Raw genomic sequence first — 12,906 nt, forward strand, 5'->3', positions numbered from 1 at the left:
GGAGGATCAACCCACTCAGTCCTGAGGCCGGCGAGAAGGACCGGTAGCTGACCGCGATTACGTTGCCGCACAAGGGATTCGTAATCGGCGGTGCCGGCGATTGCCGTCGGCCGCAGTACCACATAGACTCCTCCCGTCGGTGTGCTCGCCGAATCAAACGGAGGGATCGGCTGGTGGCCAAAGTCCTGTTTGTCATGACCGCAACAAGTTTCTGGACGCTCAGCGACGGGACCCGGCACCCGACGGGTTATTGGGCCGAGGAGTTCGCCGCCCCGTACAGCGCGCTCAGCGGGGCCGGCCACGAGGTCGTCGTGGCCACTCCAGGTGGCGTGGTCCCATACGTCGACGTGATGAGCCTGCGTCCCTCGATGGCCGGCAGCGAAGAGATCGCCCGCCAGCTCGAGGAAATCCTGCGATCGGCCGAAGAACTGCGCAGGCCAATCGAACTGGCCGCTGCCCGCTTGGATGACTACGACGCGGTCTATTACCCCGGTGGTCACGGGCCGATGGAGGACCTGTGGCAGGACGCCGATTCGGGGCGTCTGCTCATCGCCGCGCTCGCGTCGGGTAAGCCCCTGGCCATCGTGTGCCATGCGCCGGTGGCGATGCTGGCCACCCGGCGCAAGGGTGTCTCGCCGTTCGCCGGCTACCGGGTCACCGCCTACACCAACGACGAGGAGGACGCCGTCGGCCTGCGCGAGAAGGCGCCGTGGACGGCCGAGGACGAATTGGTCAAGATGGGCGTCGACTTCGTCCGCGGCGAGATCTGGCAGCCGTTCACGGTCGTCGACCGAAACCTGTACACCGGGCAGAACCCCGCCTCGGCCGGCCCGCTTGCCCAGGAGTTGCTCAAAGTCCTCACGTAGCCGCGGACTCCAGCGCCCGGTCGTCGACGTCGGCGCTGCCCCGGCGCCCCCCGACGCGAAGCCACAGCAGCGATGCCAGCGCGGTCGCCAACACCACGCACAACCCCGTCACCGGGGACCAGCCGAGCTGCGCGTGGCTCAGGGTGAGCAGGTACGGCAGTGCAAATCCCAGGTAGCTCAACGCCTGATAGGCCGACGTCGCGACCCCGAGCCGGGCCGGCTCGGCGACGCGTTGGATGTCGGCCAGACCCGCGAACTGGGTGACGCCGTACGCGGCGCCCAGCACCGCGGCGGCGGTCAGGACCGCCCACACGGTCGCCGCGATTGCGGCCCACACGGCGACGACCAGCGCGCCGACGGCGATCAGCATGGCCGGCGCGAGGAGGCCGGTTCGGGCGTTGGGGCGCAGGCGAGCGGCCAGCGGCTGAACGATCACCCCGGCCAGCGCCGGGATGGCCGTCGCGACCGCGGCGAAGGTCAACGGTTGCGAACCGGCCCGGTCCGCGACCAGCGCCGGCAGGTAGGCCAATGCGATCGCGGCGGTCCCGAATACCCACGGCGCGAACGGCGCCGACACGACGAGCAAGTGCATCCATAGCGACTCGTCGCGCTCGGCACGGCGTTCGGCGCTCGCCCTAGGCGCGACGGGGGCCTCGCCGCGAGCCCGGTGCACCGCGAAGAGCGCGAGAACCGAGAGCGCGATCTGAGGCAGGTACGGCCACAGCTCGGGACGCGAAACATGCTGTGCGACAAGCCCGGCGACCAATGGGCCCCCGCCGAAGCCGATCGTCATCGCGATCGTCGCGCGCCGGGCCCCCGCCTGGTGGTGAACCTCCGTCGACGACAACTCCCGGATCCACGCGGCGCCGGTGCCAAACGCCAGGCCGCTGCTGATCCCGGCGAGCAGCCGCCCCGGAAACAGCAGCCCATGGCACGCCGAACCGGCCATCAGGACGGCCGAGGCGACCAGCGACACCACCAAAGCAGCCAGCACCACGACGCGCCGCCCGGCGCGATCCGACCAGCGACCGCCCACCATGAGCGCCGGGACCAGCCCGACCGCGTAGAGCCCGAACATCACCTCCGTCGCCGTGACGGAGACGCCGCGCTGCTGATACAGCACGATCAGCGGCGCGAATTGGTTTGCGCCCCAACCGATCGCCGCGACCGCGAGGGCGGGCCGTAGCCAGTCCTTCGAGACGGTTCTCTGAGTCATGCGCCCAGCATCCGTCCGGTGGCGGCGACCCACCAGTGGCCGATATGACACAAATCGTACAATTTCGGTCATGGCCCACGTTGTGGCGATCGCGCTGAGTAACCAGGTGCCGATCTTCGAGCTCGCGGCGCCGTGCGCGATCTTCGGCACCGACCGGTCGGACCTGGCGGGGGATTGGTACGAGCTGAGGGTGTGCAGCCCATTCGAGGGCGCACGGGTGGACCGCTGGTTCACGGCGGCGACGCCCTACACCTACGCGGACCTCGTTTCCGCCGACACGGTCATCGTCCCGGCCTGCCACGACGAGGCCCTGGAACCGCCGCGCGACCTGGTCGACGCGATCAGGCGGGCGTCGCGGCGGGGTGCCCGGATCGCGTCCATCTGCACCGGCGCCTTCGTGCTTGCGGCGGCGGGTCTCCTCGATGGCCGGCGCGCCGCAACCCACTGGATGCACGCCGGCACGCTTGCCGAGCGCTATCCGCGAATCCGGGTGGACTCGGCGGCCCTGTACGTCGACGGGGGCGACGTCCTCACCTCGGCGGGGAAATCCGCCGGCACCGACCTGTGCCTGCACATGGTGCGACAGGATTACGGCGCGGCGGTGGCCAATCAGGTCGCGCGACGGCTGGTGGCGCCGCCGCACCGCGAGGGGCACCAACGCCAGTACGCGACCCCGATTCCGGAGACCGTGAGCAATGACGTCGTCGGCGACACGATGGATTGGGTGCTGACGCATCTCGACGAACCCCTGACCGTCGAAGGGCTCGCCCGCCGCTCCGGTGTGAGTGTCAGAACCCTTCACCGACAACTCGTTACGCGCACCGGAAGCAAGCCCCTCGACTGGCTGAACGGCCAGCGCGTACGACGCGCGCAACAGCTCCTGGAAACCACCGACTTACCCATCGAACGCATCGCCACCGACTGCGGCTTCGGCAGCGCCGCCACGCTGCGACGGCACTTCCGCGACACGCTCGCCACCACTCCGGATGCCTATCGCCGGACGTTCACCACGGCGAGTCCCTGAAATTGCGAAAACGCCGCTACACGAACGCGCGCAGCGATTTAATCAGTGTTTAACGGGCATCGAGGGAGCGGGCAGGAGGAGGACCGACATGAGCGAGGCAAGGCATCTTCGAACGCGTTGCGCGATCGGGGCGTTCGCGCTCGCGCTGGCGGGATTGCCGGCGATCGCCATCACCGCGCCGGCGATCGGCAGGGCCGACGATCCGCCGCCGTGCGCGCCGGGGTGGGTGTGGAGCGCCGACCTGAATCAATGCGTGTTCTGGCTTCCGACCGCGAATGGACCTGGGGGACCGGGTGGCCCCGGTGGACCGGGCGGACCGGGTGGCCCCGGAGGGCCCGGTTTACCGGGCAGCCCTGCCGGGCCGGGCGGACCCGGCCGGCACTGACCAGCACGCGCACACCAACGACCCACGGCGGCTAAGGCACGTTCATACTGGGCGGATGACGTCAGCTCAGCGCCGCGGGCTCAACGACGCGGTCACCCGCATGTGGAGCTTCCTCGCCCCGGCCTACGACCTCCCGTTTCTGCAGCGGTGGGTGTACCGCCCGCCGCACGACGAGGTGATCGCGCAGCTGCGCGCCCACAACTGTCGCAAGATCGTCGATGTCGCTTGCGGCACGGGCATTCTCAGCGATCGGATCGAGCGCGAACTGCATCCCGACGAGATCTACGGCGTCGACATGTCCGACGGCATGCTCGCCCAGGCGCGCGCCCGGTCCAGCCGGGTGCAGTGGCGGCGCGGCCCGGCCGAGCAGTTGCCCTTTGCCGACGGCGCGCTCGACGCCGTCGTGACCACGTCGGCGTTTCACTTCTTCGACCAGGCGGCCGCGCTGCGCGAATTCCATCGCGTGCTGGCCCCGGGCGGGCTCGCCGCGGTCTCGGCCCTGAGCACGCGCCAACCGCTGCTGCAGTCGGCCGCGACCAATCGGTGGAAGCCACAGCACAATGCGTCGCCGGCCGAGATGCGGAGCCTGTTCGAAGACGCCGGATTCACGATCAGCGATCAGCACCGCATCCAGCGACCGGTGTGGACGCGGCTCGTTTCGGACCTGATCACCGTCGGGACCAAGAGCTAGCCCAAATGAAGTTCGCCTTCCCGCTGCCGCACATGCTGCGCCTCAAGGCGATCACCCGGCCCTGGGAGGCCGGCGTCTCCGGCGCCGACCAGACCCGAATCGCCAAGCGCGCCGACGCGATGGGCTACGACATGATCGCGATCCCCGAGCATTTCGTCATCCCTACCGACCATGTGGAACTGTCGGGCCCGCATTACCTGTCCTCGACGGTCGCGCAGGCCTACCTCGCGGGCGCCACCGACAGAATCCGGCTGAATTCGTGTGTGACGATACTGCCGCTGCAGCACCCGATCGTGCTCGCGAAGGCGCTCGCGACGGCCGACTGGATGAGCGGCGGGCGCATGCTGGTGACGTTCGGAATCGGTTGGCTGGAGCCCGAATTCGACTTCCTCGGGGTGCCCTTCCGGGAACGCGGCCGCATCGCCGACGAGTATCTCGAGGCCATCATCGAGCTGTGGACCAGCGACTCGCCCCGCTTCGAGGGAAGCTACGTGTCGTTCCGGGACATGGCCTTCGAGCCCAAACCCGTTCAGAAGCCGCACCTTCCGGTGTGGATCGGAGGCGACGCCGATGCTGCGCTGAAGCGTGCCGCCCGATTCGCCTCCGGTTGGTGGCCGTTTTTGACCCCGCCCGAAAAGATCGCCGAGCGCGTCGAGTTCATCAAGAGTCAACCCGCCTACGACGGGCGCCCGTTCGAGGTCATGCACGGGCTGGGCACGACGCGGGTCGGTGAGGGACACCGCGTCGTCAACGATCCGGACTCCCGTCCGGGCCGCGGCGCGCAGGAGATCGTCGACCGGCTGAATTGGCTCGCCGAGCAGGGGGTGACCTGTAGCGCGGTGCCCGTGCCCTCCGTCCGCGGGGTCGACGAGTACCTCGACTACGCCCAGTGGGTCATCGAGGAGATCAAACCCAAAGTCGCCTGAACGCAAGCGATCCCGCCGATGCCCGCCCCACCGACTGGCGAGGCGGGCATGGTGCGGGTCGAACCGTTACAGCGGAATCCAGACCCCGAAGAACCAGAAGCCCCACTGGTTGAAGCCGGGATCCCAGATGGGCGTCTCGTTGTAGCCGTAGTAGTTGACGGGGCCATAACCCCACGGCCCGCCTGGCGGCGGCAGGGGCCTGTCCCACGCCGGCCGCGGTGGCTCACCCCAGCCCCAGGGTGCGGGCCCGTCCCCCCACGGCGCGCCGTGGAAGTAGCCGCGGTGCGGATCGCCGCGCCAGGGGCCGCCCGGTCCGCCCGGTCCACCCGGGCCGCCGGGGCCGCCGGGGTGATCGAAGCCGGGTCCGCCCGGGCCGCCCGGTCCGCCCGGGTGATCGGGTGGCGGTCCGCCAGGCCCACCGGGGCCGCCGGGTCCGCCCGGGTGACCGGGTCCACCCGGGCCACCGGGACCACCCGGCCCGCCGGGGCCGCCCGGGCCCCCGGGTCCGCCCGGATCGTTCGGTCCGGCCGGGCGGTGATCTGCCGGGGCCGGGCCGCCGTGGTTACCCGGGGGAGCCGGCGGCTGTCCCGGTGCGGCGAAGGCCGAACCGGCGCCCATGCCCAGGGCGGCGGCGCCAAGAGCGCCGACGATCGTTCCCCCCGCAATGAATTGCTTGAATTTCATAGTCCTTCACCTAATCCAAAAGTGAGTACCTAATAACCCCCCGACAACCACAGGCTAGATAGCCCATCTATGGATCCGCTGTGATGCGACCCAGCAGAACTTTTGGGACATAAGGCAAGCCTGCGCTAGGTATGGCGAGGCTATAGTTGCTGGTCGGGCGGGGTTTTCACGTATATCGTTGCGGACGTGTCGACTACCTCCCACCCCGCCGAACCCCATGTGGGCTCGGTGTCGTCCAAGCTGAACTGGTTGCGCGCCGGGGTCCTTGGCGCCAACGACGGCATCGTGTCCACCGCCGGCATCGTGGTCGGCGTCGCGGCGGCGACGGTGGAACGCGGCCCGATCTTGACCGCCGGAATCGCCGGGCTGGCCGCCGGGGCCGTATCGATGGCACTGGGCGAATACGTCTCGGTCAGCACCCAGCGCGACACCGAGCAGGCGCTGTTGACCAAGGAAATGCAGGAGTTGCAGGACGATCCGGCCGCCGAACTGGACGAGCTCGCCGAGCTCTACGAGGCCAAAGGGCTGTCACCCGCGACCGCGCGCACCGTGGCCGAGGAGCTCACCGACCACAATCCCTTCGTCGCCCACGCCGAGGTCGAACTGGGGATCCATCCCGAGGAGCTGACCAATCCGTGGCAAGCGGCGCTGTCCTCGGCGCTGTCGTTCACCGTTGGCGCGTTGTTGCCGTTGATCGTGATCCTGGTGCCGCCAACGGCCTGGAGGATCCCGGCCACCGTCGTCGCGGTGCTCCTGGCCCTGGTGATCACGGGGGCGGTGTCCGCCGGACTGGGCGGCGCGCCGCAGGGCCGGGCGGTGGCCCGCAACGTCATCGGCGGCGGGCTCGCATTGGCGGTCACCTACGCGATCGGGCACCTGGTCGGCGCCGCGATCGCGTGATCATCTCGGCGGCCGCCGCACGTCGGGACTGGAAAAAGAAACTGTAATATCAACTGTTGCCGTCCTGACGAGAAGGGGTCGCGCTTTGACCGAAACGAAGATCGCGCCCGATGCCGCCGATGCCGAGGCGCAGGAACCCTATTTTTTGCGCGACGAAAACCGTTTCGTGCCAAACGGAATCGCGCGGGGCGGATGGGGCCCGTCACTCAGCGGTCACGTCGTGGGCGGGCTCTTGGGGTGGGCCGCTGAACGCGCGGTGGACGATCCGCAACTGCAACCCGCGCGGCTGACCGTCGACCTTCCCGCGCCGACGCTGCTGGAACCGATCGAGGTGCACACCCAGGTGCATCACGACCGCCGGCGATTGCGGCTCGTCGAGACCGTCCTCACCCAGCGCGGCGCCCCCGTCGCGCGGGGGAGCGCGTTGTTTCTGCGGCGCGGCCCACAGCCCGAGGGGGACGTGTGGTCTCCGGCCGTGCAGATGCCGCCGCTACCGATCGACGACGGTCCCGCGCCCTCGCTTTTCATGCGAACCTACGGCTGGGGCACCGAGATTCAGAACCCCGACGCCGAGTGGGCCGATACCTTCGGACCGAAATACACCTGGCTGCATGACACGCGCTCGCTGATCGACGGCGAACCGCTCAGCGCCTTCACCCGCGCCGCAATGTCCGCCGACATCACGGCATCGCTCGCCAATTGGGGCACAAACGGATTGCAGTTCATCAACGTCGACTACACCCTCACGCTGACCCGATTGCCCGAAGGGCCCCACATCGGCCTGGCCTCCCTCACGCACTACAGCCACGACGGTGTCGCCACCGGGTCGGCCGTCCTCGTCGACCACCAGGGCCCGATAGGCAGCTCCGTGTCTGTCGCCATCGCGCACTCCGGGTTCAAGCCGCCGACGGGATGAACGACGTCACCTACTGGGCGCTGATCGCCGCGGCCGCAGCGCGCGGATCCGACCGGCCGCTGCTCGCCGACGAGTTCGGCCGCAGCCTCACCGCCCGTCAGTTCCACGACGCGGCGTGCGCGACGGCGGCCGCGTTCGCCGAACGGGGGATAGGCGCGGGAACCGTGGTGTCGTGGCAGCTGCCGACAACGCTCGAGGCCGCGGTTGTCATGGCTGCGCTGGCGCGACTCGGGGCCGTCCAAAACCCGATCATCCCGATACTGCGTGAGCACGAGGTTGGCTTCATCACCGCGCAGCTGTCGTCGGAATTCTTTGTGGTGCCCGAGTTTTGGCACGGATTCGACTACGGCGGGCTGGCGCGGGCCCTCGCCGCGGATCGCGGCTTTCGCGTCATCACCGTTGACCTGGCGACGCCGCCCGCGGCCGGCGAGCTCCGGCTGCCCCGCGCAAGCGCCGACGCCCTCGGGCCGCCGCCGCGACGGAGCGCCGGCGCGCGATGGATCTACTACTCGTCGGGAACCACCGCGGCCCCCAAGGGGATTCGCCATACCGATGCGTCGGTGATGGCCCCCGCCGCGGGGCTGGTGGAAAAGATGGGAATCACCAGCAGCGACGTGGATCCCGTCGCCTTTCCGTTCGCGCACATCGGCGGTGCCGTGATGCTGGCCGCCGGCCTGTTGACCGGGATGCGGTTGGCGCTGTTCGAGGTGTTCGACCCCGCCACCACCCCGCTGTCCATCGCCGCGCACGACCCGACATTCCTGGGCATGGCGACACCGTTCTTCCTGGCGTTCCTCGAGGCCCAACTGAAACACGGCGACCGGCCGCTGTACCCCTCCGTGCGCGGCTGCATCGCCGGCGGCGCGCCGATCACCGCCGAGCTGGGACACCAGGTCCGCGGGACCTTCGGCGTGCCGGGCATCGCCAACGCGTGGGGACTCACCGAATTCCCGGTGGCGACCTCACCGCCGCTGGCGGGCACGCCGGAGGTGCTCGACCACACCGTCGGCGCGCCGGGGCCGGGGGTCAGCGTCCGGGTCGTCGGCGACGGCGGAACCGAATTGCCCGCCGGGCATGAGGGCGAGCTGCGGCTCAAGGGACCCCAATGCTTTCTCGGTTACGCGGACGCCACGCTCGACGCCGACGCGTTCGACGCCGACGGGTGGCTGCGCACAGGCGATCTCGGGCTGATCGACGCTGACGGCAACGTGCGCGTCACGGGGCGGATCAAGGACGCGATCATCCGCAACGCGGAGAACGTCTCGGCCCTGGAAGTCGAAAACGCGCTGGCCACCCATCCCGCCGTCGCCGATGTTGCCGTCATCGGGGTGCCCGACCCGCGCACCGGCGAGCGCGTCTGCGCCGTGGTGGTATCGGCTTCAGGCGACGACGTGTCGTTGGAATCGCTTGTGCAGCATTGCCGTTCGCAAGGGTTGAGCCGCTACAAGCACCCCGAGCGCCTGGTGGTGGTCGACGCGCTGCCGCGCAATCAGTTCGGCAAGGTGGTCAAGAAAGAGCTGCGCGAGGCGTTCGCCACCGGTCGTCTACAAACCTGATGGCGCATCCGCGATCAAGTTTCCGACTCGGCTACAACCCCTTGGGCGCGTCGCGGACCGCTTGCACCGCCGCCGCGTCGCCGTCGTACTCGACCCGCGCCTCCCGGCCGACGGAGAACAGCAGCAGCTCCTCGGGCGGACCGGTCACCACGACCGCCGGGCCCGACCCGGCCGTCAGCACCGTCTTTCCGCCGGGCGTGCGCAATGCCACCCGGCCCGGGACCTTCCCGAGCGTGACCCGGGCCATCAGCGACAGCGTGCGGCGCAGCGCCCGGCACATCCCTTGTTCCAGCACGCGGGGCTCCCATGCCGGCTGCGCTCGGCGCACGTCCTCGTGGTGGATGAACATCTCGGCGACGTTGGCCACGGGGTCGAGCAGGATGAACGGCGAGTAGACGGGCGGTCCGGACGCGATTTTGTCCACCAGCTCGTCCCAGTCGTTCTTCGTGGCCGCCTCCTCCTGCACCTTGGCGGTGTGTGCCGCGAAGAACGGGATCATGATGCCCGCGGCGGCGTCGGGCCGGTACTCCCGGATCACCAGGTGGGCGGCCAGGTCTCGCGTCTTCCAGCCCTCGCACAGGGTGGGCGCCTCGGGGCCGACGGCCCGCATGGTCGCGACGAGGGCGGCGCGTTCGCGCTGAGCAACGGACATGGGTTCAGGGTAGGGCCAGCCCGTGGGCGCAGACCATCCGCATCTCGGTAAATTTGCAGCGTCGTGTCCGGAAGGAAAGTGCAGGGAGTGCCATGAACGCGCGTGTCGAGCAGTTGGAGTTTCAGGCCGAGGCCCGGCAACTGCTGGATTTGATGGTCCACTCGGTCTACTCCAACAAGGACTCGTTTCTGCGGGAGCTGATCTCGAACGCCTCCGATGCGCTGGACAAGCTGCGCCTGGAGGCGTTTCGCAATAAGGACCTGGACGTCGACACCTCCGATCTGCACATCGAGATCGACGTCGACAAAAGCGCACGAACGCTCACGGTCCGCGACAACGGCATCGGGATGACGCGCGACGAGGTGGTGGACCTGATCGGCACGCTGGCCAAGTCCGGCACCGCCGAGCTGCGCCAGCAGCTCCGGGAGGCCAAGAATGCGGCCGCGTCCGAGGAACTGATCGGCCAGTTCGGCATCGGCTTCTACTCGAGCTTCATGGTCGCCGACAAGGTCGAGCTGCTGACCCGCAAGGCCGGCGAGAGCGACGCCACCAGGTGGGAGTCCAGCGGCGAGGGCACGTACACCATCGAATCGGTCGAGGGCGCGCCGCAGGGAACCTCGGTCACCCTGCACCTCAAGCCCGAAGACGCCGAGGACGAGCTGCACGATTACTCCGCGGAGTGGAAGATCAGGCACCTGGTCAAGAGGTACTCCGACTTCATCGCCTGGCCCATCCGGATGGAGGTCGAGAAACGCACCCCCTCGGACGAAGAGGGCGGCGAAGAGACCGTCACCATCGAGACCGAAACGCTCAACTCGATGAAGGCGCTGTGGGCCAGGCCCAAGGAGGAGGTCTCCGCCGAGGAGTACAACGAGTTCTACAAGCACATCGCGCACGCGTGGGATGACCCGCTCGAGGTCATCGCGATGAAGGCCGAGGGCACCTTCGAGTACCAGGCCTTGCTCTTCATCCCGTCGCGCGCACCGTTCGACCTGTTCGACCGCGACTCCGACGCCGGGATCCACCTCTACGTCAAGCGCGTGTTCATCATGGGCGACTGCGACGAGCTGCTGCCGAAATACCTGCGCTTCGTCAAGGGCGTCGTCGACGCACAGGACCTGTCGCTCAACGTGTCTCGCGAAATCCTGCAGCAGGACCGCCAGATCAAGGCGATCCGTCGCCGCCTGACCAAGAAGGTCCTGTCCACGATCAAGGAGCTGCAGTCCGAGCGGCCGGACGACTACCGCACCCTGTGGACCCAGTTCGGCAGGGCCATCAAGGAGGGCCTGCTGTCCGACGCCGACAACAAGGACATGCTGCTGCAGGTGTCGTCGTTCGCCTCCACCCACAGCGAGGAGGAGGCCACCACCCTGGCCGAGTACGTGGAGCGGATGAAGGAAGGTCAGCAGCAGATCTTCTACGCCACCGGCGAGACACGCCAGCAGCTCCTGAAGTCACCGCATTTGGAGGCCTTCAAGGCCAAGGGTTACGAAGTGCTGCTTCTGACCGACCCCGTCGACGAAGTCTGGGTGGGGGTGGTCGACGAGTTCGACGGCAAACCGCTGCAGTCGGTGGCCAAGGGCGAGGTGGACCTCGACTCCGAGGAGGGTAAGAGCGAGGCCGAGCGCGAGGAGCAGGAAAAGGAGTTCGCCGACCTGCTGACCTGGCTGAAGGAGACCCTGAGCGAGCACGTCAAGGACGTGCGGCTGTCGACGCGCCTGACGGAGTCGCCGGCCTGCCTGATCACCGACGCCTTCGGGATCACACCGACCCTCGCGCGCCTCTACCGCGCCACCGGGCAGGACGTTCCGGTGGGCAAGCGGATCCTCGAACTCAACCCGCACCATCCGCTCGTAACCGGCCTCCGGGACGCACACAAGGACCGCGCCGATGACCCATCGGTCGCCGAGACCGCCGAACTGCTCTACGGCACAGCGCTTCTCGCCGAGGGCGGGGCGCTCGACGATCCGGCACGGTTCGCCGAGCTGCTCGCGCAGCGTTTGGCGCGCACGGTCTGAGCGTTTCCGGTGGCCAGCGGGCGTTTAATGCGATTGAATACCGCCTGGAAGGGATATTCACCTCGCATGGCCAAGTTCCGGATCATCGACCCACATGGCGGGATTGTGGCGACGAAGACCTTCGAGAGCGCCGACGCCGCATACGCGTGGTTCACCGACGCCGTCGCCGGCAGCACCGAGCTGGGCTGGCGCATGGAGGTCGACGACGCGGGGCAGTGGGCATTCTTCGATGACACCGAGGGCTTCACCGCCCCGGCCAGCCGTCGCCCCTTTAGGCGCTGATCACCGACGCGACATTTCCGCCGGGCTTTCGTCAAGCACCCGGTGGAGCAGCTTGCCGGTGCCCAGCAGGTGGTTGGTGACCAGCGACTGCGCGCGCTCGACGTCGCCCCGGCGCACGGCCTTGAGCAACGCCGCATGTTCGCGGTCGGACTCTCCCTTGTACGACGGCAGCCCGAACTTGAGCCGCAGGTAGCGCTCGCCGCGCTCGTGCAGTATGCCGATCAGCGCGAGAAGTTGTGGCCGCCCGGCGGGCTCGTAGAGGCTCATATGAAAGGCCTCGTTGCGCGCAACGTAAAGCGACGGCTCGGTTTCGGCCGCGGCCTCCTTGCACAGCGTTTCGGCGTGGCGCAGGGTGGCCGCGGTGTGAGCGGGAATCGCCAGCCCGATCGCGAGGCTCTCCAGGGCGGCGCGCATTTCGTAGACTTCGCGGGCCTCGTCGGCCGACAGCGGGGCGACGGTCGCCCCCTTGTTCAGCTCGACCTTGGCCCAGCCTTCGCTTTCCAACTGGCGCAGCGCCTCACGCACCGGGATCGCGCTGACCGAGAAGTGCCGCGCGACGGCGTCCTGGCGCAGCGGCGCGCCCGGGGCCAGCGTGCCGTCGACGATCGCGGCGCGCAGCGCGTTGGCGATCAACCGTGACGTGCTGCCCCGTTCGGCCAGCGACAGCGCGGTGGGTAGCGCGCTCAACGCATTGTCCGACGCGGACCGGCCTGTTACGCTCATCACTATATTATATACAATATGATGCTGGTCGGCCGATAGCCGGCTCGCGCCAATGCGAATTCCGATA

Annotated in this window: 14 protein-coding genes; 10 read left to right on the forward strand and 4 right to left on the reverse strand. The window is 68.6% G+C overall.

Annotated features, from left to right (window positions below; all coding sequences use genetic code 11):
• Nucleotides 1-173 precede the first annotated feature (173 nt).
• Complete coding sequence (locus tag AC5Y7V_RS23805; RefSeq protein ID WP_499882493.1) at nt 174-866, forward strand: type 1 glutamine amidotransferase domain-containing protein; 693 nt, start codon at nt 174-176, stop codon at nt 864-866.
• Here AC5Y7V_RS23805 and AC5Y7V_RS23810 read toward each other — a convergent pair.
• Nucleotides 859-2,082 carry an MFS transporter gene (locus tag AC5Y7V_RS23810; RefSeq protein ID WP_499882494.1) on the reverse strand — a complete coding sequence of 408 codons (1,224 nt, stop codon included), beginning with the start codon at nt 2,080-2,082 and terminating at the stop codon, nt 859-861. The two genes, AC5Y7V_RS23805 and AC5Y7V_RS23810, sit on opposite strands and share 8 nt — an antisense overlap.
• Before the next feature lie 70 nt (nt 2,083-2,152).
• Here AC5Y7V_RS23810 and AC5Y7V_RS23815 point away from each other — a divergent pair, with 70 nt between their 5' ends.
• The 4 genes from AC5Y7V_RS23815 to AC5Y7V_RS23830 all read left to right on the forward strand — a co-directional run bounded on the left by AC5Y7V_RS23815 (nt 2,153) and on the right by AC5Y7V_RS23830 (nt 5,108).
• Nucleotides 2,153-3,106: a GlxA family transcriptional regulator gene (locus tag AC5Y7V_RS23815; RefSeq protein ID WP_499882495.1), complete on the forward strand. Its 954-nt coding sequence runs from the start codon at nt 2,153-2,155 to the stop codon at nt 3,104-3,106.
• 88 nt (nt 3,107-3,194) lie between these two features.
• A complete protein-coding gene (locus AC5Y7V_RS23820; RefSeq protein WP_499882496.1) occupies nt 3,195-3,491 on the forward strand; it encodes a hypothetical protein in 297 nt (98 codons plus the stop codon).
• Nucleotides 3,492-3,546: 55 nt separating this feature from the next.
• Nucleotides 3,547-4,182 (forward strand): class I SAM-dependent methyltransferase, encoded by a 636-nt coding sequence (locus AC5Y7V_RS23825; RefSeq protein WP_499882497.1) that lies wholly within the window; start codon nt 3,547-3,549, stop codon nt 4,180-4,182.
• 5 nt (nt 4,183-4,187) lie between these two features.
• Nucleotides 4,188-5,108 carry a TIGR03619 family F420-dependent LLM class oxidoreductase gene (locus tag AC5Y7V_RS23830; RefSeq protein ID WP_499882498.1) on the forward strand — a complete coding sequence of 307 codons (921 nt, stop codon included), beginning with the start codon at nt 4,188-4,190 and terminating at the stop codon, nt 5,106-5,108.
• A gap of 66 nt (nt 5,109-5,174) precedes the next feature.
• Here the strand turns inward: AC5Y7V_RS23830 and AC5Y7V_RS23835 are convergent, their stop codons facing one another.
• Complete coding sequence (locus AC5Y7V_RS23835) at nt 5,175-5,792, reverse strand: chitin-binding protein (protein WP_499882499.1); 618 nt, start codon at nt 5,790-5,792, stop codon at nt 5,175-5,177.
• A 186-nt stretch (nt 5,793-5,978) separates the two neighbouring features.
• On the opposite strand from AC5Y7V_RS23835, the gene AC5Y7V_RS23840 reads away from it, so the two are divergent.
• From AC5Y7V_RS23840 to AC5Y7V_RS23850, 3 genes are all read left to right on the forward strand, one after another.
• Nucleotides 5,979-6,692: a VIT1/CCC1 transporter family protein gene (locus AC5Y7V_RS23840; protein WP_499882500.1), complete on the forward strand. Its 714-nt coding sequence runs from the start codon at nt 5,979-5,981 to the stop codon at nt 6,690-6,692.
• Nucleotides 6,693-6,837: 145 nt separating this feature from the next.
• Nucleotides 6,838-7,608, forward strand: coding sequence for an acyl-CoA thioesterase domain-containing protein (locus AC5Y7V_RS23845; RefSeq protein ID WP_499882536.1), 771 nt, complete (start codon nt 6,838-6,840; stop codon nt 7,606-7,608).
• Nucleotides 7,605-9,164 carry a class I adenylate-forming enzyme family protein gene (locus AC5Y7V_RS23850; RefSeq protein WP_499882501.1) on the forward strand — a complete coding sequence of 520 codons (1,560 nt, stop codon included), beginning with the start codon at nt 7,605-7,607 and terminating at the stop codon, nt 9,162-9,164. Before AC5Y7V_RS23845 ends, AC5Y7V_RS23850 begins: the two co-directional genes overlap by 4 nt.
• Before the next feature lie 31 nt (nt 9,165-9,195).
• Here AC5Y7V_RS23850 and AC5Y7V_RS23855 read toward each other — a convergent pair whose 3' ends face one another.
• Nucleotides 9,196-9,816: a TIGR03085 family metal-binding protein gene (locus tag AC5Y7V_RS23855; protein WP_499882502.1), complete on the reverse strand. Its 621-nt coding sequence runs from the start codon at nt 9,814-9,816 to the stop codon at nt 9,196-9,198.
• Nucleotides 9,817-9,908: 92 nt separating this feature from the next.
• Here AC5Y7V_RS23855 and htpG point away from each other — a divergent pair, with 92 nt between their 5' ends.
• Complete coding sequence (htpG, locus tag AC5Y7V_RS23860; RefSeq protein ID WP_499882503.1) at nt 9,909-11,834, forward strand: molecular chaperone HtpG; 1,926 nt, start codon at nt 9,909-9,911, stop codon at nt 11,832-11,834.
• Between the two features lie 66 nt (nt 11,835-11,900).
• Entirely contained in the window at nt 11,901-12,116 is a 216-nt protein-coding gene (locus AC5Y7V_RS23865; RefSeq protein WP_499882504.1) for a hypothetical protein, read from the forward strand.
• On the opposite strand, the gene AC5Y7V_RS23870 is transcribed toward AC5Y7V_RS23865, so the two are convergent.
• The gene (locus tag AC5Y7V_RS23870; protein ID WP_499882505.1) at nt 12,117-12,839 is read right to left on the reverse strand and encodes a GntR family transcriptional regulator; all 723 of its coding nucleotides are present in this window, start codon (nt 12,837-12,839) and stop codon (nt 12,117-12,119) included.
• Nucleotides 12,840-12,906: the final 67 nt, after the last annotated feature.

This window comes from Mycobacterium sp. NGS34, from assembly GCF_059812845.1.